General features: G+C 60.7%; 19 protein-coding genes. 10 read left to right on the top strand and 9 right to left on the bottom strand.

The features are described from left to right. Nucleotides 1–117 precede the first annotated feature (117 nt). Nucleotides 118–1467, top strand: a complete 1350-nt coding sequence (locus EAO39_RS18305) for a glycerate kinase (RefSeq protein WP_120970369.1) — start codon at nt 118–120, stop codon at nt 1465–1467. A 129-nt stretch (nt 1468–1596) separates the two neighbouring features. Here EAO39_RS18305 and EAO39_RS18300 read toward each other — a convergent pair whose 3' ends face one another. Continuing rightward, the gene (locus EAO39_RS18300) at nt 1597–2514 is read right to left on the bottom strand and encodes a LysR family transcriptional regulator (protein WP_120970367.1); all 918 of its coding nucleotides are present in this window, start codon (nt 2512–2514) and stop codon (nt 1597–1599) included. Nucleotides 2515–2623: 109 nt separating this feature from the next. On the opposite strand from EAO39_RS18300, the gene gcl reads away from it, so the two are divergent. The 3 genes from gcl to glxR all read left to right on the top strand — a co-directional run bounded on the left by gcl (nt 2624) and on the right by glxR (nt 6271). Next, nucleotides 2624–4414 (top strand): glyoxylate carboligase, encoded by a 1791-nt coding sequence (gcl, locus tag EAO39_RS18295; RefSeq protein ID WP_120970365.1) that lies wholly within the window; start codon nt 2624–2626, stop codon nt 4412–4414. 71 nt (nt 4415–4485) lie between these two features. Continuing rightward, on the top strand, nt 4486–5289 hold the full coding sequence (gene hyi / locus EAO39_RS18290; RefSeq protein ID WP_120970363.1) for a hydroxypyruvate isomerase: 804 nt from the start codon (nt 4486–4488) through the stop codon (nt 5287–5289). Nucleotides 5290–5356: 67 nt separating this feature from the next. Beyond that, the gene (gene glxR, locus EAO39_RS18285; protein WP_120970361.1) at nt 5357–6271 is read left to right on the top strand and encodes a 2-hydroxy-3-oxopropionate reductase; all 915 of its coding nucleotides are present in this window, start codon (nt 5357–5359) and stop codon (nt 6269–6271) included. An 87-nt stretch (nt 6272–6358) separates the two neighbouring features. Here the strand turns inward: glxR and ggt are convergent, their stop codons facing one another. Next, nucleotides 6359–8182: a gamma-glutamyltransferase gene (gene ggt / locus EAO39_RS18280; protein WP_120970359.1), complete on the bottom strand. Its 1824-nt coding sequence runs from the start codon at nt 8180–8182 to the stop codon at nt 6359–6361. Nucleotides 8183–8426: 244 nt separating this feature from the next. On the opposite strand from ggt, the gene uraH reads away from it, so the two are divergent. Then, nucleotides 8427–8777: a hydroxyisourate hydrolase gene (uraH, locus tag EAO39_RS18275; RefSeq protein WP_120970357.1), complete on the top strand. Its 351-nt coding sequence runs from the start codon at nt 8427–8429 to the stop codon at nt 8775–8777. Nucleotides 8778–8932: 155 nt separating this feature from the next. Here uraH and EAO39_RS18270 read toward each other — a convergent pair whose 3' ends face one another. Then, nucleotides 8933–9322, bottom strand: coding sequence for a DoxX family protein (locus EAO39_RS18270; RefSeq protein WP_120970355.1), 390 nt, complete (start codon nt 9320–9322; stop codon nt 8933–8935). Nucleotides 9323–9690: 368 nt separating this feature from the next. Here EAO39_RS18270 and EAO39_RS18265 point away from each other — a divergent pair, with 368 nt between their 5' ends. After that, nucleotides 9691–10275, top strand: coding sequence for a YSC84-related protein (locus EAO39_RS18265; RefSeq protein WP_120970353.1), 585 nt, complete (start codon nt 9691–9693; stop codon nt 10273–10275). A 96-nt stretch (nt 10276–10371) separates the two neighbouring features. Here EAO39_RS18265 and EAO39_RS18260 read toward each other — a convergent pair whose 3' ends face one another. Then, on the bottom strand, nt 10372–10884 hold the full coding sequence (locus tag EAO39_RS18260) for a hypothetical protein (protein WP_240467049.1): 513 nt from the start codon (nt 10882–10884) through the stop codon (nt 10372–10374). Nucleotides 10885–11111: 227 nt separating this feature from the next. On the opposite strand from EAO39_RS18260, the gene xdhC reads away from it, so the two are divergent. Both xdhC and EAO39_RS18250 read left to right on the top strand, forming a co-directional pair. Continuing rightward, nucleotides 11112–11939 (top strand): xanthine dehydrogenase accessory protein XdhC, encoded by an 828-nt coding sequence (gene xdhC, locus EAO39_RS18255; RefSeq protein WP_120970351.1) that lies wholly within the window; start codon nt 11112–11114, stop codon nt 11937–11939. Between the two features lie 342 nt (nt 11940–12281). Further along, nucleotides 12282–13604 (top strand): urate hydroxylase PuuD, encoded by a 1323-nt coding sequence (locus EAO39_RS18250; RefSeq protein ID WP_120970349.1) that lies wholly within the window; start codon nt 12282–12284, stop codon nt 13602–13604. A 337-nt stretch (nt 13605–13941) separates the two neighbouring features. Here the strand turns inward: EAO39_RS18250 and EAO39_RS18245 are convergent, their stop codons facing one another. The 5 genes from EAO39_RS18245 to EAO39_RS18225 all read right to left on the bottom strand — a co-directional run bounded on the left by EAO39_RS18245 (nt 13942) and on the right by EAO39_RS18225 (nt 20107). Continuing rightward, the gene (locus tag EAO39_RS18245; protein ID WP_120970347.1) at nt 13942–14697 is read right to left on the bottom strand and encodes an SDR family oxidoreductase; all 756 of its coding nucleotides are present in this window, start codon (nt 14695–14697) and stop codon (nt 13942–13944) included. A 174-nt stretch (nt 14698–14871) separates the two neighbouring features. Further along, a complete protein-coding gene (locus EAO39_RS18240) occupies nt 14872–15831 on the bottom strand; it encodes a GTP-binding protein (RefSeq protein WP_120970345.1) in 960 nt (319 codons plus the stop codon). Beyond that, nucleotides 15828–17495, bottom strand: coding sequence for an amidohydrolase (locus EAO39_RS18235; RefSeq protein ID WP_120970343.1), 1668 nt, complete (start codon nt 17493–17495; stop codon nt 15828–15830). Before EAO39_RS18235 ends, EAO39_RS18240 begins: the two co-directional genes overlap by 4 nt. Nucleotides 17496–17587: 92 nt before the next feature. After that, complete coding sequence (locus tag EAO39_RS18230) at nt 17588–18886, bottom strand: MFS transporter (RefSeq protein ID WP_120970341.1); 1299 nt, start codon at nt 18884–18886, stop codon at nt 17588–17590. A 45-nt stretch (nt 18887–18931) separates the two neighbouring features. Further along, nucleotides 18932–20107: a porin gene (locus EAO39_RS18225; RefSeq protein WP_162989612.1), complete on the bottom strand. Its 1176-nt coding sequence runs from the start codon at nt 20105–20107 to the stop codon at nt 18932–18934. A gap of 324 nt (nt 20108–20431) precedes the next feature. On the opposite strand from EAO39_RS18225, the gene EAO39_RS18220 reads away from it, so the two are divergent. Both EAO39_RS18220 and EAO39_RS18215 read left to right on the top strand, forming a co-directional pair. Continuing rightward, nucleotides 20432–20848, top strand: a complete 417-nt coding sequence (locus EAO39_RS18220) for an OB-fold domain-containing protein (protein WP_120970337.1) — start codon at nt 20432–20434, stop codon at nt 20846–20848. A 3-nt stretch (nt 20849–20851) separates the two neighbouring features. After that, complete coding sequence (locus EAO39_RS18215) at nt 20852–22003, top strand: thiolase family protein (protein ID WP_120970335.1); 1152 nt, start codon at nt 20852–20854, stop codon at nt 22001–22003. The last annotated feature ends 6 nt before the right edge of the window (nt 22004–22009 follow it).

Here is a 22009-nt window from a genome sequence, read left to right as displayed (position 1 = left end):
AGTCGCGCAAACCCATGGCTGGCGCGGCTTGCAGCCATTGGTGACGGAATCATCATCAATGTTGTGACGTTTGCGCGCTTGTGAGGCAAAAATGCCGGGTTGCACAATGCGTGAACTATGCAAGCTCAGAATACCTCCTCTCGCGCGAGCGCCGCTGTGCCATCGCCCCAGCAAGACCCTGCAGGTTTTCTGCGCCATCTGTATGAGGTGGCGGTGCGCAATGCCCTGCCCATCGAAGGCCTGGCGCGCTACCTGCCCAAGCCGCCCAAGGGCCGCACGCTGGTGTTGGGTGCCGGCAAGGCCGGCGGCTCCATGGCGCAGGCGCTGGAGGCGCTGTGGCCGGCAGATGCTCCGCTCTCGGGCCTGGTCGTTACTCGCTACGAGCATATTCCTCCGCGTCCCGAAGATCTGCCCGTGCGTCTGGAAGTGGTGGAAGCCGCCCACCCCGTGCCCGATGCGGCCGGACTAGCCGCTGCCGAGCGCATTCTGGCGCTGACTCAAGGCCTGACGGCGGACGATCTGGTGATCTGCCTGATCTCGGGCGGCGGCTCCTCCTTGCTGACCCTGCCCGCCCAAGGCATTGACCTGGCCGAGAAGCAACGCATCAACAAGGCGTTGCTGGAAAGCGGCGCCGCCATTGGCGAGATGAACTGCGTGCGCAAGCATCTGTCGCGCATCAAGGGTGGGCGTCTGGCTGCGGCCTGCCATCCGGCCCAGGTGGTGACGCTGACCATCAGCGATGTGCCCGGCGACGATCCCTCGGTGATCGCCAGTGGCCCCACGGTGCCTGATGCCACGACTTGCGCTGACGCACTGGCAATCTTGAATCGCTATCAGATCAGCATTTCCGAATCCGTGCGCGCAGCGCTGGAAGCCGGTCAGCTGGAAACGCCCAAGCCCGGCGATGCGCGCTTTGAAGGCCATGCGGTGCACCTGATCGCCACGCCACAGCAGTCGCTGGAAGCTGCAGCCGCTGCGGCGCGCGAGGCCGGTATGGCCGTGCATGTGCTCTCCGATGAAATCGAAGGTGAATCGCGTGAAGTGGGCAAGGTCCATGCCGCACTGGCCCGCGCTGTGGCCAAGCATGGTCAACCGTTTGCCAAGCCCTGCGTGATTCTCTCCGGCGGCGAAACCACGGTGACGATTCGCCCGCGCCAACCGGGCGCAGCCAAGGGGCGTGGCGGCCGAGCCGGCGAGTTCTGTCTGGGGCTGGCGCAAGCGCTGCAAGGCCAGGAAGGCGTCTGGGCGCTGGCGGCGGACACCGACGGCATTGACGGGGTGGAAGACAATGCCGGCGCCCGCGTCTCGCCTTGCACGCTGGCACGTGCGGCGGACAAGCAACTGCGCATCAGCGATCATCTGGATCGCAACGATGCCTACGGCTACTTTGCTGCGCTGGACGATCTGGTGGTGACGGGGCCTACCCACACCAATGTCAACGACTTCCGCGCCATCCTGATTCTCTGAATTTGGCGCTTGAGGGTGGCCTCAGTTTTGATAGCGCCTTGCGCTCTATCAGATGAGGTTTCAAGTATCTAAAGGCCTGCAGCTATCGCCACACGTGCGGTAGCTGCTTCTTTTCCTAATAGCTGCGCATCAGCCGCCGCGCGGCAACTCTTCCCACCAGGTGTCATCGAACTTGCCTTGCAGAAAGGCGATGAAGGATTGCACTTTTTGAGGCACCAGGCGAGGCGAGGGGTAGACGGCGTGAATCTCCTGCTCCGGCAGGCGACAGGTCTTGAGCACTTCCACCACGCGGCCGTCGGCCAGAGAGTCGTGCGCCACATAGCGGGGCAGGGCGGCAATGCCCATGTTCAGCCGTGCGGCGGCCAGTAGCGCCGAGAGGTTGTTGGAGCGCAGGGGGCCGGTGACCGGCACCGACACCGGCTCGCCGCTGGGATTGCGCAGCCGCCACAAATCATTGCCTTGCACGCTGCTGTAGATCAGCGTGGCGTGTTCCTTGAGGTCCGAGGGTCTGCGCGGCGTGCCGCGCTTTTTCAGATAGCTGGGCGATGCCACCAGCACCCAGGGGTTCACGCCCAGCATGCGTGCGCCCAGCGATGAATCGGCCAGCTTGCCCAGACGCAGCGCCACATCGATGCCGTTGGCCACCAGATCGGTGTAGCGGTCTTCAAAGCTCAGATCGACCTGGACCTGCGGGTTGTGCTTCATGAACTCCATGGTCAGCGGAATCAGCACGCGACGCCCGAAAGCGACCGAGCTGCCTATGCGCAACTGGCCTTGCACCTGGGTCTGGCGCACCTTGACCACGTTTTCGGCCTCGGCCACATCGTTGACGATGATCTTGCATTTTTCGTAGTACAGCGCTCCCGCTTCGGTGAGGCTGACGCCGCGTGTGTTGCGGTTGAGCAGTCGCACTTTCAGACGCGCTTCCATGGCGGCAATCTGCTTGGTGACCGTGGGCTGGGTGGTGGCGAATTCCTGCGCCACTTTGGTGAAGCTGCCGGTCTCCACCACCCGCACAAACATGTGCATGGCATCGAGTCTGTCCATGACTTTTATCTCCTGTTTATTCTTGAATGGAATAAATTTTATGGTCTGCAAGCAGCTTCCGGCAAGCAAAGGTCTTGACTAAAGTCGAATCCAGTTTAAAGGAGACCTCATGGCCAAAATGAAAGCAATCGAAGCAGCAGTCCTGGTGCTCGAAAAAGAAGGTGTTACCGTTACGTTTGGTGTGCCAGGTGCGGCCATCAACCCCATGTACGCAGCGATGAAGAGCCACGGCGGCATCGGCCACATCCTGGCCCGTCACGTGGAAGGCGCAAGCCACATGGCTGAAGGCTACACCCGTGCCGTTGCCGGCAACATCGGCGTGTGTATCGGCACCAGCGGCCCTGCTGGCACCGACATGATTACCGGCCTGTACTCGGCCAGCGCTGACTCCATCCCAATCCTGTGCATTACCGGCCAAGCTCCCCGCTCGCGTCTGCACAAGGAAGACTTCCAGGCCGTGGACATTGCTTCCATCGCCAAGCCCGTGACCAAGTGGGCCACCACGGTGCTGGAGCCTGCGCAAGTGCCCCGCGCCTTCCAGCAAGCTTTCCACCTGATGCGCTCCGGCCGTCCCGGCCCCGTGCTGATCGATCTGCCCATCGACGTGCAGCTGGCTGAAATCGAATTCGACATCGACACCTACGAGCCTCTGGCTGCGTACAAGCCTACCGCTTCGCGCAAGCAAGCCGAGAAGGCGATCGAGATGCTCAACGAATCCGAGCGTCCTTTGCTGGTCTCCGGCGGTGGCGTGATCAACGCCGATGCTTCCGACCTGATGGTCGAGCTGGCCGAGATCCTGAACGTGCCCGTGATCCCCACGCTGATGGGTTGGGGCACCATCCCTGACGACCACCCGCTGATGGTCGGCATGTGCGGTCTGCAGACCAGCCACCGTTATGGCAACGCCACGATGCTGGCTTCGGACTTTGTGTTCGGTATCGGCAACCGTTGGGCCAACCGCCACACCGGTTCGGTCGAGGTCTACACCAAGGGTCGCAAGTTTGTGCACGTGGACATCGAGCCCACACAAATCGGCCGCGTGTTTGCCCCTGACTACGGCATCGTCTCCGACGCCAAGGCTGCTCTGGAGCAATTCGTTGCCGTGGCCAAGGAGTGGAAGGCTGCCGGCAAGCTCAAGTGCCGCAAGACCTGGGTTGCCGAGTGCCAGGGTCGCAAGAACAGCGTCGAGTTCCTGCGCAAGACCAACTTCGACAACGTGCCGATGAAGCCACAGCGCGTCTACCAGTGCATGAACCGCTCTCTGGACCGCGACACGACTTACGTGTCCACCATCGGTCTGTCGCAGATCGCCGGTGCCCAGTTCCTGCACGTGTACAAGCCACGTAGCTGGATCAACTGCGGTCAAGCCGGCCCTCTGGGCTGGACCACTCCCGCCGCCCTGGGCGTGCGCGTGGCGGACCCGGCACGCAAGATCGTGGCCCTATCCGGTGACTACGACTTCCAGTTCATGATCGAAGAGCTGGCCGTGGGCGCACAGTTCAAGCTGCCCTATGTTCACGTGCTGGTGAACAACAGCTATCTGGGCCTGATTCGCCAGGCTCAGCGCGCTTTCTCCATCGACTATTGCGTGCAATTAGCGTTCGACAATATCAACACAAATGAAGAAGAAGCCACCCATGGCTACGGTGTTGACCATGTTAAGGTCGTCGAAGGTCTGGGTTGCAAGGCCATTCGCGTTCACAAGGCTGAGGACTTCGCTCCTGCCATGAAGCAAGCCGAAGCCTGGATGACCGAGTTCAAGGTTCCCGTCGTGATCGAATGTGTGCTGGAGCGTGTGACCAACATCTCCATGGGCGCTGAAATCGACAACGTCATGGAATTCGAAGACCTGGCCATCGGCTCCGCTGACGTGCCTAGCGCACTGGCTCTGCTGGACTAAATCAGCAGCCAAGGACAGAGCCCTGGCTCTGTCCTTTTTTCCCTTTTGACGAGATATCTGGAGACAAAACCATGCCCCGTTTTGCTGCCAACCTGAGCATGTTGTTCACCGAGGTGCCCTTCCTCGAGCGTTTCGAGCGTGCCGCCAACGCAGGCTTTGAAGCCGTGGAATTCCTCTTTCCCTACGCTCACAGCGTGGAAGAAATCCAGGAGCGCCTGAATGCTACCGGTCTGAAGATCGTGTTGCACAACCTGCCCGCTGGCGACTGGGATGCCGGCGAGCGTGGCATTGCCTGCGATCCCAACCGCGTGGATGAGTTTCGCGCCGGCGTGGCCAAGGCCGTGACCTATGCCCATGCCCTGGGTGTGCCGCAGTTGAACTGCCTGGCAGGCAAGGTTCCCGCTGGTTCCGACCCCGTCGTGGTGCGCCGCACTTTTGTGGAAAACCTGCGTTTTGCGGCTTCTGCATTGAGCGCGGCCAATGTGCGTCTGCTGATCGAGCCTATCAACCCCTTTGATATTCCCGGCTTCTATCTGAACCGCACGGACCAGGCTCTGGACATCCTGGATGAAGTGGCTGCGCCCAATGCTTTTGTGCAGTACGACATTTACCACGCGCAGCGCGTGGAGGGCGAACTGGCTGCGACCATGCAAAAGCAGCTGGCCCGCATCGGCCACATTCAGCTGGCCGACAACCCCGGCCGCAACGAGCCAGGCACGGGCGAGATCAACTACCCCTTCCTGTTCGCACACCTGGATCGCATCGGCTATGACGGCTGGATCGGTTGCGAATACAAGCCCGCCAACGGCACTGAAGCCGGTCTGGGCTGGCTGGAAAAGATTGGCGGCTGGAACAAGGTTGCCGTGGCCGCTTGAGCGCTGCTGACAAGCGCAAGCAGCTAGCAAATTTGAATAAGCGTATTTAGAAGACTAGGAGAACACCATGAACGCATCGTCCCTCAAGCTGGGCTTTATCGGTCTGGGCATCATGGGCGCCCCCATGTGCGGCCACCTGATTTCGGCTGGTCACCAGCTGTTTGTCAACACGCACGGCAAGGTGCCTGCCAACATCGCTGAAACCAGTGCTACGCAATGCACCACCGCACGTGGAGTGGCCGAGCGCGCCGACATCATCTTCGTGATGGTTCCCGACACGCCTGACGTCGAAAAAGTGCTGTTCGGTGAAGACGGCGTGGCCGCTGGCCTCAAGGGCAGCAGCGGCAAGATCGTGGTGGACATGTCCTCCATCTCGCCCGTGGCCACCAAGGAATTCGCCAAGCGCATCGAAGCTGTGGGCGCCCAGTACCTGGATGCTCCCGTCTCCGGCGGCGAAGTCGGTGCGAAGAACGGCACACTGTCCATCATGATCGGCGGCCCCGATGCTGCTTTCGAGCGCGTCAAGCCCTTGTTCGAGAAGATGGGCAAGAACATCACCCTGGTGGGCGGCAATGGCGACGGCCAGACGGCCAAGGTGGCCAACCAGATCATCGTGGCGCTGAACATCGAAGCCGTGGCCGAAGCCCTGCTGTTCGCATCGCGCGCCGGTGCCGATCCAGCCCGCGTGCGTGAAGCCCTGCTGGGCGGTTTTGCCTCTTCCAAGATTCTGGAAGTGCATGCCGAACGCATGATCAAGCGCACGTTTGACCCCGGCTTCCGTATCGCCCTGCACCAGAAGGACTTGAACCTGGCCCTGTCCAGCGCTCGTCAGCTCGGCGTGTCCCTGCCCAACACGGCTCAGGCCCAGGAATTGTTCAACAGCTGCGTCGCCCACGGCGGCGCGGGCTGGGATCATTCCGGCATGGTGCGCGCTCTGGAAATCCAGGCCAATTTCGAGATCGGCCAGAAGGTTGAGTCCTAAAGCCTAGGTGGGGAAGGCGGCGATAGCCGTCTTGAAAGAAAAGCCGCACTCAGTGAGTGCGGCTTTTTTTACTTTAAAGCGGCGAAATTAGAACCCCATGGTTTTTCCGTCCGGATTGCGCGGGTCGGATGCGCCATAGAGCATGCCGTCCTTGATCTCGATGGTTTGCGTGCGGCCCATGGAAGGCTTCAGTGCAACCTTGTGTCCCCATTGCTTGAGCAGAGCGATCGTGTCGGCGCTAAAGCCTTTCTCGATGCGCAGCTCATCCGGCGTCCACTGGTGGTGAAAGCGCGGTGTGGCCGCTGCTTCGGCGGGGTTCATGCCGTAGTCGATGCGGTTGACGATTTGCTGCAGCACCGTGGTGATGATGCGCGCGCCGCCGGGGCTGCCGGTCACCAGCACCGGCTTGCCGTCCTTGAGCACCAGGGTGGGCGTCATGGAAGACAGGGGGCGCTTGTTGGCCGCCACCGCATTGGCATCGCCGCCCACCAGGCCGTAGGCGTTGGCGACGCCGGGCTTGGCCGAGAAGTCGTCCATCTCGTTATTGAGCAAAATGCCCGTGCCCTTGGCCACAATGCCGCTGCCAAAGTTGGTGTTGAGCGTATAGGTCACGGCCACGGCGTTGCCGGCCTTGTCCACCACGGAGTAATGCGTGGTCTGGTCGCTTTCATAAGGCTGGGGCTTGCCTGGCTTGATGTCGCTGCTGGCTCTGGCCTGCTGGGGCTTGATGGTGGCCGCCAGCTCATTGGCGTAGTTTTTGGAGATCAGGCCCTTGAGCGGAATCTTCACGAAATCCGGATCGCCCAGGTACTCGGAGCGGTCGGCATAGGCCAGTTTCATGGCCTCTGTCATGTAGTGCACGCTCTGGGCGCTGTCGGCGCCCCACTGGTTCATGGGCCAGCGCTCCATCAGGTTGAGAATCTGCAGCAAGTGCGCGCCGCCCGAAGACGGCGGCGGCATGGTCACGACCTGGTAGCCGCGGTAGTTGCCGCGCACGGGTTCGCGCTCCACCACCTTGTAGTCGCGCAAATCCTGCAGCGTCAGTGCATTGGCATGTGCTGCCATTTCGCTGGCCAGTTTTTGTGCAATCGCTCCCTGGTAGAACGCCTTGGCGCCTTGCTGGCTGATCAGGCGCATGGACTGGGCCAGGTCCTTTTGCTGCAGCAGTTCACCCGCCTTGAGCGGTGTGCCGTTTTTCCAGAAGATGGCCTGTGTGGCGGGCCACTGGCCCATATTCTTTTTTTCCTGGCTCAGTGTCTTGGCCAGGGTCACGCTCACGGGGTAGCCTTTGTCGGCCAGTGCAATGGCCGGAGCCATGACCCGGCTCAGCGGCATGGAACCCCATTTCGACAGTGCATGCGTCATACCGGCCACCGTGCCGGGCACGCCCACGGCGTAGTGGGTGTAGAGCGATTTGCCGTCTATGACCTTGCCTTGCGCATCCAGGTACATATTGCGCGAGGCGCCTTTGGGGGCGGTCTCGCGAAAATCCAGGGCGATGTCTTTGCCGGTCTTGGCGTCATGCACCATCATGAAGCCGCCACCGCCGATATTGCCGGCATTGGGCAAGGCCACTGCCAGCGCAAAGCCCACGGCTACCGCCGCATCCATGGCATTGCCGCCGGCTTTGAGAATGTCCAGACCGATTTGCGTGGCCAGTTCCTGCTCGCTGGCCACCATGCCGTTTTTGCCAACGACTGGATGGAAAACATCCATATCGAAGTCGTAGGCCGCCGATGCGGCCTGAGCGGCTTGAGTCTGGACAATGGGGGCGGTGGCCGCAGGCTTTGTCACATTCTCCACGGCAGCGGCTGGCGCTTCGGTTCGAACGGCCTGCGGGGCGCTGCAAGCCGTCAGGCCGGCAATGGCCAAGGCCAGGCTGGCTGCCAGCACGGTGTGGCGCATTTGCATACTTGTCTCCTTGTAATCGTTGATGGTGCTGCAGAGTTTAGAAGCGCAACGGGCATCTGCAGGGCAGCTGGCCTGACACGCTGCGGGTATGTGCGTAGAAGTCAGGGCAGTAAAGCCTTGGATGGAGTACAAGAACTGTATACACTTTAATCAAGCAGGGTCCGCTTTGGCGTGCCTGCTGGCATGCGCCGATCCACTTTTACACACTGATGGCGGGAACAATTCCGCCGCTGAGGAGATATCCATGGGCCTGAGCACCCACGTTCTAGACACCATGAACGGCTGCCCCGCTGCGGGCATGGCAGTCGAGCTGTTTTCCACCGAAGGCGACAAGGTCACGCTGATCAAAAGCCTGGTGCTGAATCACGATGGACGCACCGATGCGCCTTTGTTTGACAACAGCACGCTGAAGGTGGGCACTTACCGCCTGACCTTTGATGTGGCGGCTTATTTCAAGGCCCGTGGCGTGCAACTGCCCGAGCCCAGCTTTCTGAACAAGGTGAGCCTGGACTTTGGCGTGGCCAATGTGGAGCAGCACTATCACGTGCCGTTGCTGGTCAGCCCCTGGAGCTATTCCACCTATCGCGGTTCCTGACCGCAGCGCGCTGAAGGCGCATCTCTTTGACTGAGAGACATGGCAAAAGCAAGAGCGGCTTGCGCTGATCAAGATTGAGTTTCAGATAGAAAAATATCTGAAACCCTTTGTTAATCAGCGCAAGCCGCTCTTGTTTTATGTCCGCTATCGCGGATTCATTTGCTTTTGGAATCACTCATGGCCACGACCAGGGCGGTGACGAAAAAAAGCACCTGCAGCTCCAGCGCCCAGCCGCCCGAGCTTTGCAGCGTGAACACCTGCTTGGTGTGCACCAGCGCAAACGCCACCAGCATGTTGACGGCGATTACCAGCGCGGCAGGCGTCACCCACAGGCCGACGATCAGAAACAGCGGGGCCACCACTTCGCCCAGATATACGCCATAGGCCAGCCAGCCTGGCGCGCCCAGGGCTTTCACCATGTTTTCGATGCCGCCGATGCCATGGTGAATCTTGGCCCAGCCGTGAAACAGCATCAGCACGGCCAGCGTGACGCGCAGCAGCACCATGGCCGCATGGGGATGGTGAAAGTAACTCCAGAACTTCATGAACTTCCTTTTGAAACCAGAACTCAGTGGTGATGGGGCGTGTCAATGCTAGCGAGATTCGGGCTTGCTCAATGTCAATCATTGCTGTCGTTTTTGTAGCAGCAGTGCGTGATCAGGTTATGGTGGCCGGGGAATCCTGTGGCGCAAGTGCACGGGTTTCCCAGAAAAATCCGGGGTGCTCTGTAGGTCGAACCCTCAAACAGGGCCGATGTGCGAGCTTTCTGATACAGAGCGCACTAGGATTGAATTCTCCCTGTCTGTTGTGGGCTGCTGCGCTGGAGGTGGAGCACGGTCCGGAAAAACGCAGATCAGGGGAATTGGAACTTCGGGATGTGCAACACACATTCATAGCCTTGAAAGGAATTGGTATGCGTCAAATCTCTGTGCGTTCGGTTGCGATGGCTGTTGCGGTAGCTGCTGGTGCGCTGTCTCTGGCAGCTTGCACGACGACCAAGCCTGAAACATCGGCCGCGCCGCGTTCGGATTCCACGACCATCAACACCCGTGCCAATGCGGCGCTGGAGCGCCTGTATCAGACGGCGCCGGGCTCCAAGCAAATGGTGCAGAACGCCAAGGGCGTGCTGATCTTCCCATCGGTGATTGGCGGCAGCTTTGTGGTGGGTGTGGAGCACGGCCGTGGCGTGCTGCGCGTTGGTGGCCAAAACAAGGGCTACTACAGTACGACAGGTGCCTCGATCGGCTGGCAGGCCGGCGGACAGTCCAAGGCCGTCATCTATGTGTTCAACACACAGGAGGCGCTGGATAAGTTCGTCAAAAGCGACGGCTGGGCCGTGGGTGCCGACGCCACGGTGGCCGCTGGCCGCATTGGTGTGAACGGTGGCATAGACACCACAACCGCTCCTGCACCTGTGACCAGCTATGTGCTGACCAATGCGGGCCTGGAAGCCGGTGTGTCGCTGCAAGGCACCAAGATCTCCAGAGTGGTTGAATAAGCGGCCACGCCGCCAGGGAGCACATGCTCTCCTCGTCAAAAACCGGCCATTTGGCCGGTTTTTTCATGGATGGATCCTATTTGAGCTTTGCGGCCGCTATTGCTCTCGCTGGCCTTCGGTCAGCGTGTCGAGCTGGAAGCGGCCGGATTTATCCCAAAGCCAGGTGTCGGTGTAAACCACCTGCCCCATGCGTGCAGGGGCGGGGAAGGGCGCCGCAGAGCGTACCGTGCGTTCAATCTCCGAGACCACTTCGGGCGCATGCGATGGCGCGCGCATCCACTGCAGCTTGGTGACACGGCCCTGACCATCGACCGAGACCTGCAGCACGCCGACTGCATAGAGCATGGGCGGCAGCATGCCCTTGTAGATGCGATCCGCATTGCGGGCGTAAACATGCTTGGCCGCATCCTGGCGGTAGGCTTTGGGTGTGGTGGCGGAGGAAGAGAAGGGGGCGGGGCCTTGGCTAGGACCGGGGCCGGGACCCATGCTTCCGGGCACGATCTGGCAGCCAGTAATCAGGGCTGTGATCGAGGCGACCATGGCCGCCGCCCAGCGCAAAGGGTTCTTGCGCTCGGCGGGAGTGACGGTTGGCTGTGAGTTTTGGGGCATTTCAGTGTTCTCCGACATAGGTCAAGCGTATCTCCAAATGCCGCCGTGGCGGGGAAACCGCAGAGATTCGCCGCCACGGTCACAAAAAGATACTGCGCCGCAGTGCGCAAGTACAGCAGAAGTCAGGTGAAGCTGCTGTAGGAGGTGCTGCGGGTATGGCAGCTTTGATGCGCAGTTCATATCAGTTTCTATCTGAGCAGTTGCCAAAAATCAGTGAATATGCAGGGATGTGGAGTCAGTCATACAAAAGCATTCTGGCCCGCGTGGCGGAGCAACCGCTGTGCTGGGTGCAGGTGGCGAGCACGCGCGGATCGGCTCCGCGTGAAGCAGGGGCGTGGATGGCCGTTTTTGCCGATACCGTGTTCGGAACCATTGGCGGAGGCCATCTGGAATGGCAGGCCATAGAGCATGCCCGGCGTTTGGTGGCCCAGCCGCCTGGGGCTGAGGCGTCGGCACAGCCCGTGACTCAGCACTACGCGCTAGGCCCCAGTCTGGGGCAGTGCTGTGGCGGTGCCGTGGTTCTCAGCTATACGTTTTATGCAGCGGGAGAGCAGCAGCGCTTGCAGGCCTTGCTGCCCATGCCTTCGCGCAGCGTCGCCTTGTTTGGGGCCGGGCATGTGGGCCATGCCCTGGTGCGCATACTCTCTTGCCTGCCGTACCGTGTTGTCTGGGTGGATAGCCGTGACGCCGTATTTCCCGAGGATGTGGCCTTGGGTGTGCAATGCGAGTACTCCGATCCCGTGCAGTCAGCGGTGCACGATTTGCCTGCACAGTCGCAGGTGCTGATCATGAGCTTCAGCCATGCAGAGGATCTGGAGATCGTGGCCCAGTGCCTGCTGCGTCAGCGGGCCAGAGCCGATCTGGGTTTCATCGGCCTCATAGGCAGCAAAACCAAATGGGCAACCTTCAGGCGCCGTTTGCGCGATAGAGGCTTTAGCGACACAGAGCTGGCACAAGTGACCTGCCCTATTGGTGTGGCCGGCATCACGGGCAAGGAGCCCGATGTGATTGCCGTCGCCGTTGCCGCGCAGCTGCTGCAAAACCTGCAGCACTGAAGCATCCGTCTTCGCCAATCAGAATGCCCGGTTCCCGGGCCGCCCGGCATCGACCTCTGGCTGGGTTGCAGATGACGTCAGCCCTGCGAAACATCGGTTTTCAGTGGAGCAGCCAGTGCGCAACGGAGCCAAAAAATGCCCAACCAAGGGAAATCACTGAGGCTTGAGAAGCATTGTTTGATTGGCTTGACGTAGTTAAGTGTATACAATTTTTGTCAACAGACAGGTCGCAGCGGTGCCCCTAAGCTTTTAGCCTAGGGAGCGTGGCCTTTTCTACTGCTCAGAGCGCCCGCAGTGGTGAGCAGGTTGAACGGCAGCCCCACGCTGCCAAGGTTGAGAGCTATGGAAAGCTACATTCTCGACTGGGCCAACCTGCTATTGCGTTGGCTCCACGTCATTACCGCCATTGCCTGGGTGGGCTCCTCTTTCTATTTCGTGTTCCTGGACAGCAGCTTGACGCCGCCTGTCGATGAAGACTTGAAGAAACAAGGCGTCAGCGGCGAACTCTGGGCTGTGCACGGCGGTGGTTTCTACCACCCCGTCAAGTTCAATGTCTCACCTCCCAAGATGCCGGATCACCTGCATTGGTTCTACTGGGAGAGCTACACCACCTGGCTGTCCGGCTTTGCGCTGCTGACAGTTTCTTATCTGTGGAATGCCAAGATTTATCTGGTCAATCCCGGTGATCCGAATGCCATGAGCTCGGCTGCAGCCATCGGCTCCGCACTGTCCTTCCTGGTCGTCTTCTGGCTGCTGTATGACTTCATCTGCCGTACCTTCGGTCAGAAGAAGAATGGCGACGCCACCGTTGGCGCCATGGTGCTGGTGCTGGTGTGTATTGCCGCCTTCCTGGCCTGCCACATCTTCCCCGGCCAGGCTGCCTTCCTGCTGATGGGCGCGATGATCGCGACTTCCATGAGTGCCAACGTGTTCTTCTGGATCATCCCTGGCCAGCGCAAGGTGGTGGCGGCTCTGAAGGCCGGTCAGCCTGTGGACCCTCTGCACGGCCAGCGCGCCAAGCAGCGCAGCGTGCACAACACCTACTTCACGTTGCCCGTGCTGTTCGCCATGTTGTCCAACCACTACGGTTGGCTGTACAGCCATGAGCTGAACTGGCTGGTTCTGATCGGCATGATGTTTGCCGGTGCTGCCATTCGCCAGTTCTTTGTGATGCGCCATGGCTTCAAGCTGGGTCGCAACAGCCACCCCTGGCCTTATGCAGCAGTGGGCGTGGTCGCGCTGATTGCCGTGTTTGCCTGGCTCAAGCCGGCTCCTGCTCCTGTTGCCGCTGTAACTCCTGCCGCCGCTCCCGCTCCTGCTGCGGTGGCTCCTGCTGCTCCAGCGCCTGAAGCTTCGGCAACTGCGCCTGCTGCGGCACCTGAAGCTGCCGTGCCAGCCGCTCCTGCGGTAGCCGCTGCAGGCGGTGATGGCTTTGCCAAGGTCAATGCCGTGTTCCAACAGCATTGCGTGCTGTGCCACGGTGCGGCCATTCAGCAAAAGAGCGTGCGCCTGGATTCTCCGGAAGCCGTCAAATCGCATGCCCAGCAGATCTACCAACAAGTGGTTCAGTTGCGCAAAATGCCTTTCGGCAATCCTGGCGCCCTGTCGGATGACGAGCGCAATCTGGTCAAGAACTGGTACGAGTCTGGCGCTTCGGTGAACTGATGCGTCTGTTATTCTGGGTAATTAAAGTCGTAAACATCGGCCTAGTATCCATGCGGCTTTCCATGGAGTGGGTTGCGGCACCAAAGTCGTAAACTCCCTTTCCCTAATAGAAAAAGCGCTCTTTATGAGCGCTTTTTCTATCGAAGATTCAATGGGTTGGATTCGCTAGCGCGGGAACCCCCGTGAATAAATCCGAGAACACCCCTGAGACCGTATGCAGTCGCTCAATTCAAAGTGAATCGACCAGCTCTTTGCTAACGGGTTGTCTTGCCATGAGAGCATGAAGCATAAATGCTTCATGCCGGTCTCAGGGGAAGTCGTGTTAGCGGCTCTTAGCTCATGAGATCGTTGAGCCCCCATCTGGCGCTTGAATCGAACCAGTCGTCATACGAGAGTCGTCTGATGCTAGATAGAGCGCAGTGAGCGCAATATCTTCAGGGTAAGCGAGGCCCAGATGATTTCGTGAGGCATGTCCACTTGCTCCGACGGCTGTCTTGATTCGCTCGGCCACGCGTGGCGTCATCGTTATAGTTGGCGCAATGGCGTTGACACGAATACGCTTGGAGGCGAACTCAACAGCAAGGGAGCGAGTGAGTGCCGCGACACCTCCTTTGGCGGCGGTATAGCAATCCACGCCGGGACAGCCAATCAACGCCACGTTCGAAGTTGTATTAATGATGGCTCCTCCTCCCGCCCTGACGATGTGAGGAATGACAAGTTTGCAACCGAGGAAAGTACCCCAGAGATCAAGCTTGATGGCTCGCCAGAACTCGTCAACGGGTGCGTCGACCACATTGCTGTCTCGCGGAGTGGAACCTCCCGCATTGTTGTAGAGGATGTTGATGCTCCCGAAGGCGGACAAGGCCATGTCGATCATCGCCAACATGCTTTGTTCCTCGGTCACATCGGTACGCACCGCGATAGCGCGTCCATTGGTGTTTGCAATCTCCTCCGCAACTTTGCAAGCACCCTCGTGATCAATGTCTGCGATTACAACATTAGCGCCCTCGCGAGCGAACAGCAATGCTGAGCTGCGGCCAATGCCACTCGCCGCGCCCGTGATAATGGCAGTTTTTCCTTCCAGACGGCCCATTTAATGATCTCCTTGAAGAATCGTTGTTTAGAGAACGTGAAACTGTTTAACTAGCTTTTTCTGAGCTCAAATGAAAGATGCATGCAGTCGCAATGGCGTGTAGTTGCGCAGTTGAGCTCCGCCACTTTTACCGGTCCATTTCCCGAGTCACTACTGCACCTGAGGTGCTGAAGGTTACTGCGCCCGTGCCCGCGCAAACGCCTGGTCCAGCACCCGGAGGTCGAAATCCGCGGGCGTGCCAATGGCCACCAACTGCGCTTCGTCGCCGGCACGATGTTCTGGCGCAGGCGTCAACTGCCAGCGCCGGCCGGCCCATTGCAGCATTTGCCATTGCTCGGGCGCGCTGGACAGACGCACAAAGCCTTTGATGCGCAGGACTTCAGCGGGCAGCTTGTCGAGCTGCTCTTGCAGGCGTTGAGCATCCAGCAGGCCCCGATCCAGGCATTGCCAGCGAAAGAATGCCGTATCGTGCCGCTTGACCTGCCAAGATCCAGGCTGACCCAAGCGTGCACTGCGCCCGTGCTCTCTTTCCTGCGGCGTGTGAAGCAGCAAGTCCAGTGGCAGCGCGCCGTTCACGGCATCCAGGATGGGAGCGCGCGGTGCGGTTTCGGCCAGCCAGGCGTGCAGTTCGCTGCGCTGTGCCGGGCTGATCAAATCGGTCTTGTTCAGCACCAGCATGTCGGCGGCGTGCAGCTGGCTCAAAACGACCTCTCCGACATAGCGGTCCCGCGCATGCTGGCGTACGGATGTGGCATCCACCAGCACGATCACGGCGTCCAGTCGCAGGCGCGGCCCTATCAGGCCGACCTGGGCGACTTTCCAGGGATCGGAGACGCCGCTGGTTTCGATGATGATGCGCTCGGGCGGCTGCTCCATGACGCGCAGCAGCGCCTGGGAAAAGTCGCCTCCCACGCTGCAGCACATGCAGCCATTGGTCAGCTGTATGACGTCTCCAGACCGCCAGGCAATCGCGTCCGCGTCGATGTTCACGCTGCCGAAATCGTTGATCAACAGCGTGGTGCGCTCGCTCAAACCGCTGCTCAGGATATGGTTGAGCAGCGTGGTCTTGCCCGCGCCAAGAAAGCCGCCGATCACCGTCAGGTGGGTGACGCCGGAATGCAGAGCGGCCGTCATGCCTGATGCGCTGGCATGACGCGCCCGCCCAGTACCGTGCCCCAAACCCGCACATCCTTGAGCCGTTCGGGAGCCACGACCAGCGGGTCGTCTTCCAACACCGCAAAATCTGCGAACTTGCCGCATTCGATGCTACCGATTTCATGGTCCATCTTGAGCGTCCAGGCCGTGCCCAGCGTGATGGCATGCAAGGCATCCGCAACGCTAATGCGCTCGCTCTCACCCAGCACACGCCCCGACAGGGTCAGCCGGTTGGTCGCACACCAGGCGGTGAACAAAGGCCCGAGCGGCGTCACCGGTGCATCCGAGTGCATGCCGAAAGGCACGCCACAGCGCAAGGCGCTCGCTGCGGGGTTCATGCGCTGCGCCCGCTCCGGACCCATGGTCTTGGCATAGTGGGCGTCGCCCCAGTAATAGATATGGTTGCTGAAGAAGTTGGCGCACAGACCCAGCTCGGCCATGCGCGCGAGCTGGGCTCCATTCACCATCTGGGCATGCTGCAGCGTATGCCGATGGCCCTGGCGCGGGTGCAGAGCCAGCACCTGCGAGACCGCGTCAATGGCCACTTCGGAGGCTTCGTCGCCATTGGTGTGCATATGCACCTGGAAGCCTTCGCTGTGGTAGCTCGCCAGCTGGCTGGCAAGCTGGGACGGTGGCAGCAGCCACAGGCCGTTGCCGCTGGAGCCGGTGTTGCCCGGGTTTTGGTAGTAATGCGGCCAGCGCAGGCGTGCGGTAAAACCCTGGATGGAGCCGTCCAGCACCAGCTTCACCAGGCCGAAACGCAGCTTGTCCGTGTTGTGCGTGCAGACCGCTTTGAGGTGGGCCGGTCCCTCCTCGCCCTTGAACAGCATAGGTGCGAAGGCCGGCAGCAGGCGGATAGGAAAGGCCGGGTCATCGGTGGCCGCGCGCAGATGCGCCACACCGCTCTCGCTCAGGGGGTTGGCCAGATCGGTCGATGTTGTGATGCCAACCCGCCGCGCGATGTGCGCGAAATTCCAGGCCGTGTCCTTGTTCTCGCCCAGACTGAAACCGGCTTTTTCACTCAGCAGCTGGAACACCGGAAACATGGCCGCGAACTCCTGCAGCTCGCCCGTGGGCTCGCCGCTTTCATCCTTGGGAACGCCTTCAATAGCCGTGTGACTGCCCATGCCCACGGCGGCCAGCGTGGCGCGATTGACGTTGAGCAGGTGGTTGCTCATGTGCAGCACCACCACCGGGCGCTCGCGCGACACACGGTCCAGGTCCTGGGTCGTCATGCGCGGTTCATCGCCGAAGAAGATGGGATCGAAACCCCAGCCAATCAGCGGCCGCTGTGGGTCGTTCAGTTGCGCCTGGGCCGCCGCCAGCCGCGCCACCACTGCATCAATGGATTGCAGTCCCGGCCAGACCTTGCCGCTGGGGTCGCGGCGGTCGAAATAGCCGACGTAGATGTGCTCCCACATGCTGCCTTCGAGCAAATGGGCGTGGCCTTCGACGAAGCCAGGCATCAGCACCTTGTCGGCGAAGCTGTCGTCCCATGTTGCCGGGCCCCAGCCGCTGACTTCGTCGCGGCTGCCGACCGCCAGGATGCGACCGTCGCGCACGGCGACATGGGTCGCTTCGGGGCGGCTGCGATTCATGGTGATGATTTTTCGAGCACTGAAAATGACGGTGCTGGCTTGCATGGGAAGCCTCCTCTATTGTAAGAAAGGCGGGCGATAGACAGCGCCAGCCCTGGGGTCCTGCACCCGAAAGCGCAGGACGGGGATTGAGCTGATCAGTGGGCTTTGTGCTCGCGGAACAGCAGCAGCGCCGTATACGAAATCGCACCGCAGGCCATCAGGAACCAGGCCGGCGCCAAAGGGTCTCCGCTGACGCGGATCAACCAGGTAACCAGCAATTGGGCACAGCCACCGACAACGGACACACCAAAGCTGTAGATGATGCTCAGTCCACTGGCCCGCACTTTCACGGGAAAGGCTTCCAGCAGCAGCAGCAGGAAGGCGCCACTGCCCATCGAGACGATGGCCATCATGCCGCCCAGCAGCAACAAGGCTTCCCACAAGGCCTGCGTGCCCGTGAGCATGCTGAACAGCGGATAGGCCAGCAGCGGCGGCAGCAACATGGTGACCAGCAGGATGGGCTTGCGCCGCTGCATGCGGTCGGCCAGCATTCCCGAGAACGGCACGACGACCAGCAGCACGGCACTGGCAACAATGCTGGTCAGGTAGGAGGTGGAACTGGGGAAGTGCAGCTGCTGCATCAGATAGGTTGGCATGTACAGCACCACGATGTACAGCATCGACGAGTTGAGCAGCATCATCAGGATGCCCAGCACCACTGGGCGGCGATAACCTTTCCACAGATCGGTCAGCGGCGTGGCTGCGGCACTGCGGGTGGTGTCCAGCGTCTCCGACATCTGCGCGCGGATGTACAGGCCCACGGGCGCAATGCTCAGGCCGATGGCAAAGCCTATGCGCCAGCCCCAGGACTGGAACTGCTCGGGCGGAATGTACTTGGTGAGCAAGAATGCGACCAATGCGCCGGCCAGCGTCGCAGCCCCCTGGCAGGCGGTTTGCCAGCTGACCACATGGCCGCGCGAGCCCGTCGAGCTGGACTCCATGGCCAGCGTGGTCGCTGCGCCGAACTCGCCACCCAGCGAGAATCCCTGCAGCAGTCGGCCCACCAGCAAGATGATAGGCGCGGCAATGCCGATCTGGCTGTAGGGCGGGCAAATGGTGATCAGCAATACCCCGAGGGCCATCAGCATGATGGTCACGAACAGTGTCTTCTTGCGACCATGGCGATCCGCCATGCTGCCGAAATACAGACTGCCCAGCGGACGAATCAGAAAGCCGACGGCAAACACGGCCACGGACAGCATCAAGGCGCCGTAATCGCCGGCTGGTGCAAAGAACTGCTGGCCGATGACGATGGCGAAATAGCTGAAGATGGTGTTGTCATAGACCTCCAGGCCGCTGCCCAGGGAGGTCGACAGAATCAGTTTGAAATTGGATTTGCGCGCAGGCGCTGCGGCCGCAGGCGCATTGATGCCTGCATCGATGGACATGGTCATAGGTGTTCCCCCGCTTTCGGCCGGACCGCAGCCCGGCCTCAGAGTTTAGAAATGGTGGGTAATTCCAATGGAGGTAGACACCACGGACTTGCTCACGGCTGGCAATGGGAATGCATTTGCGCTATCGAAGTTGTAGGTCTGTGCGGATTTGGACCCGTTCTTGACAAAGCCCACGCGCGCATACAGCGAGGTGCGCTTGGAGAAGTAATAGTCTTCTCCCAGCGTCATGCCCCAGGCGTGGTTGCCCGGCTGGGTGGTGTCGCGGTAGCCAATGCTGGCGCGCAGCAGATGACGGTCAACGCGTTTTTCCGCGCCCAGCGTCAGCATCTGGGATGAGAAGTTGCCGGCAAAGCGCGGCCGATTCCACAGATAGGCCGCAGAGCCGGTGAAGCTGCCGAAATCGTGCAGATACGTCAGCAGGGCGTTGTCTGTGCGCACCGTCGGCTCCCGCGTGGCATCGCGCAGGCAAGGCGTCGAAGAGTTGGCACTGGCTTCGCAGTAGGTTTGCGAGTAGGAAGCCGTCGCGATATTGGTGGCATCGCGGTAGCTGATAGTGACCGAGGCGTTCTTGGTTCGGGGTCCTACCGTCGGATTGCTCTTGAACGCATAAAAAGCATTCATGCTGAAAGGCCCGAGCTGAGGCGTGGTGTAGCTAATGGAATTGTTGACCCGTGCCAGATCGACATAGGAGCCGTAGCCCAGGTCCGCATAGCCTGCCAGATAGCTAAAGATGGAGTGGCGGGCGCTGGCCAGAAACACGTCGGAACCGATGGCCATCGCACCTTCGCCGCTCAGTTGCCGCCCCAAGGACAGATTGCCCCAGTGCGGGCTCGCCAAGCCGACATAGGACGCGCGGTTGAAGTAGGAGGTCTGGCTCTGCGCCGTACCGCTGTCGGCATTGAAAGCGCTTTCCAGGCGGAAGAACGCCGTCAGCTGGCCGCCCAGGTCTTCCTGACCATAAATCCCCCACTTGGATGCAAAGACATTGCCGCTCTCTATGCGCAGCAGGCCTTTGCCGTTGCCTCGGGTGTAACCCAGCCCCGCATCCACGGTGCCATACAGCGAGAGCATGTTTTTGCCCGGGATGACGCCGAAGACGCCAGGGCCTCCGCCAACAGCCTTCAAACCCATGATGTCGCGCATCGAATTGCCATCCGCCCAGGCTGGCACCAATGCAGCGCCGAAGGCGGCTGCGAGAGCTGCTCGTTTGATGTGTCCCATATGTCTCCTTGAATCATTTTTTATCGATTTCACAGGGCTTGCACGGTGGTGCGGGCCGGGGCCCGCTTGTCTCCATCGCCGGGTCAGTGGCCTGCTTTTGCGGCCGCCTTTCCCGTGAAGAATTCTAGGCATGAGTCTTTGTTTTTTGCAAGCAAAACACAAATATAAAAATCAAACATGAACGTTTTGGACTTTGATAAGTCTATATTTCCACGCAATCATGCTGTAGTATTTAAAACAGAAGGTGTATTGAGATTTTTTTTCGTGAATTCGCCAGAAAAGCTTGCCAACAAGGCCGCGACCCCACCCCTGTAGGAGACGACAATGATTGAGAGATCCGAGGCGCCGCTGGCGCACCCAAGCCTGTACGGAGTTGCCCCCGGCGACGCTCCAGTGGTCTTCGCCGCACGCTGTGCCCAATGCAGCCGGATCGGCTTTCCGCGCCAAAGCTATGGCTGCGAAGCCTGTGGCGCGCATGGCGAGGCGCTGGCCGATGTGGATCTGCCGGCGACCGGTGAGCTGATCTCTTTTGCTGAAGTGCACCGCCACCACGGCACCGATATCGAAACCCCATTCGTCATGGCGGAAATCCGTCTGGACAGCGGGCTGCTGCTGCGCGGCACGCTGGCACCGCAGCACGCGGACGGACTCAAGATCGGCGCGCGCCTGTTCGGCACGCTGGTCGCAGGCAAGCTACCGGGCGCTGCGCTCGAGTTGCGCTTTGCACCGGAAGGAAACTGAATCATGCGCAATGCACTTTCCGCTCTGCGGCCGGTCTATGTGATCGGCGTCGGGAACCACCGCTACCAGCGTCGCTCGCAAACCTCCTATGTGGAGCTCGGACTCACCGCCGTGCGCGCCGCGCTGGCCGATGCCGGCATCGCCTGGCCCGCCGTGGAATCGGCTTATCTGGCCAGCACCCAGCTGGACATGTCGCCGGCCCGCCCCATGCTGCGCCACCTTGGATGCACCGGCATTCCCATGCAGCAGGTCGAAAATGCCTCGGCTTCGGGCTCTACCGCCTTTCGCAATGCGGTGATGGACGTCGCTGCAGGCATGAGTGAAATTTCCTTGGCCGTGGGCGTGGACAAACCCCGCTCCCTGACCCTCGGGCAGACGCACAACGGACTGGATTCTCTGGAACGCGATCGCGTGTCGCCCTTCACGCATTTCGCGCTGTTAGCCGAAAAATACGCGGCAGAGTCCGGTGCTACAGCAGCCGATTTCGCCCGGGTTGCGGTCAAGAATCTGGGCAATGGCGCGCGCAACCCCTGGGCGCACCGGCAGCAAGCCTACAGCCTCGAAGAAATCATGGGCGGCGATCCGGTAGCCGGTTTTCTGACTCCGCTGCAATGCTGCCCGGTGGGCGAAGGTGCGGCTGCCGTGCTGGTGGCCTCGGAGCAGGCCTTGCGCCGCTACGGCATTGAGCCGCCGCGGGCACCGCGCGTGCTCAATTCCACGGCGCGCAGCGAGCGCTTGTACCCCGATGCCACCGGCTGGGATGCGGCACTGACTCAGGAAACCGTGCTGCAGGCTTACGCCGAAGCCGATGTCAGGCCGGAGCAACTCGACATTGTCGAAATGCACGATGCCTTCACGGTCGAAGAGCTGCTGTATGTCGAACAAATGGGTTTGTGCGCACCCGGCACGGCTGCGGCCGAGTTGCGCTCCGGTGCCTTCGACATTGGCGGACGGGTCGCGGTAAGCCCGTCGGGCGGATTGCTGGCCATGGGCCATCCTCTGGGCCCGACCGGCCTTGGGCAGATCTGCGAAATCACTCGCCAATTGCGTGGCGAAGCCCAAGGCCGCCAGCATCCGGGCGCCCGCACCGCCATGGCCCACATGCTCGGAGCCGGCGCAGTCTGTGTGGTACATATTCTTCGCAACGAAACCTAGAGGCGA

Source organism: Comamonas sp. lk (assembly GCF_900564145.1).
Taxonomy (GTDB): domain Bacteria; phylum Pseudomonadota; class Gammaproteobacteria; order Burkholderiales; family Burkholderiaceae_C; genus Comamonas.
This window is presented reverse-complemented; position numbering and strand designations above follow the sequence as displayed.

Bases quoted from the DNA above. Each gene is read 5' to 3' on its own strand.
- EAO39_RS18240 (WP_120970345.1), bottom strand. From the start codon at position 15,831: ATGACGGCCGCTCTGCATTCCGGCGTCACCCACCTGACGGTGATCGGC.
- EAO39_RS18235 (WP_120970343.1), bottom strand. From the start codon at position 17,495: ATGCAAGCCAGCACCGTCATTTTCAGTGCTCGAAAAATCATCACCATG.
- glxR (WP_120970361.1), top strand. From the start codon at position 5,357: ATGAACGCATCGTCCCTCAAGCTGGGCTTTATCGGTCTGGGCATCATG.
- EAO39_RS18305 (WP_120970369.1), top strand. From the start codon at position 118: ATGCAAGCTCAGAATACCTCCTCTCGCGCGAGCGCCGCTGTGCCATCG.
- uraH (WP_120970357.1), top strand. From the start codon at position 8,427: ATGGGCCTGAGCACCCACGTTCTAGACACCATGAACGGCTGCCCCGCT.
- EAO39_RS18265 (WP_120970353.1), top strand. From the start codon at position 9,691: ATGCGTCAAATCTCTGTGCGTTCGGTTGCGATGGCTGTTGCGGTAGCT.
- EAO39_RS18225 (WP_162989612.1), bottom strand. From the start codon at position 20,107: ATGGGACACATCAAACGAGCAGCTCTCGCAGCCGCCTTCGGCGCTGCA.
- EAO39_RS18215 (WP_120970335.1), top strand. From the start codon at position 20,852: ATGCGCAATGCACTTTCCGCTCTGCGGCCGGTCTATGTGATCGGCGTC.
- hyi (WP_120970363.1), top strand. From the start codon at position 4,486: ATGCCCCGTTTTGCTGCCAACCTGAGCATGTTGTTCACCGAGGTGCCC.
- xdhC (WP_120970351.1), top strand. From the start codon at position 11,112: ATGTGGAGTCAGTCATACAAAAGCATTCTGGCCCGCGTGGCGGAGCAA.
- EAO39_RS18220 (WP_120970337.1), top strand. From the start codon at position 20,432: ATGATTGAGAGATCCGAGGCGCCGCTGGCGCACCCAAGCCTGTACGGA.
- EAO39_RS18270 (WP_120970355.1), bottom strand. From the start codon at position 9,322: ATGAAGTTCTGGAGTTACTTTCACCATCCCCATGCGGCCATGGTGCTG.
- EAO39_RS18260 (WP_240467049.1), bottom strand. From the start codon at position 10,884: ATGCCCCAAAACTCACAGCCAACCGTCACTCCCGCCGAGCGCAAGAAC.
- EAO39_RS18300 (WP_120970367.1), bottom strand. From the start codon at position 2,514: ATGGACAGACTCGATGCCATGCACATGTTTGTGCGGGTGGTGGAGACC.
- EAO39_RS18250 (WP_120970349.1), top strand. From the start codon at position 12,282: ATGGAAAGCTACATTCTCGACTGGGCCAACCTGCTATTGCGTTGGCTC.
- EAO39_RS18230 (WP_120970341.1), bottom strand. From the start codon at position 18,886: ATGACCATGTCCATCGATGCAGGCATCAATGCGCCTGCGGCCGCAGCG.
- EAO39_RS18245 (WP_120970347.1), bottom strand. From the start codon at position 14,697: ATGGGCCGTCTGGAAGGAAAAACTGCCATTATCACGGGCGCGGCGAGT.
- gcl (WP_120970365.1), top strand. From the start codon at position 2,624: ATGGCCAAAATGAAAGCAATCGAAGCAGCAGTCCTGGTGCTCGAAAAA.
- ggt (WP_120970359.1), bottom strand. From the start codon at position 8,182: ATGCAAATGCGCCACACCGTGCTGGCAGCCAGCCTGGCCTTGGCCATT.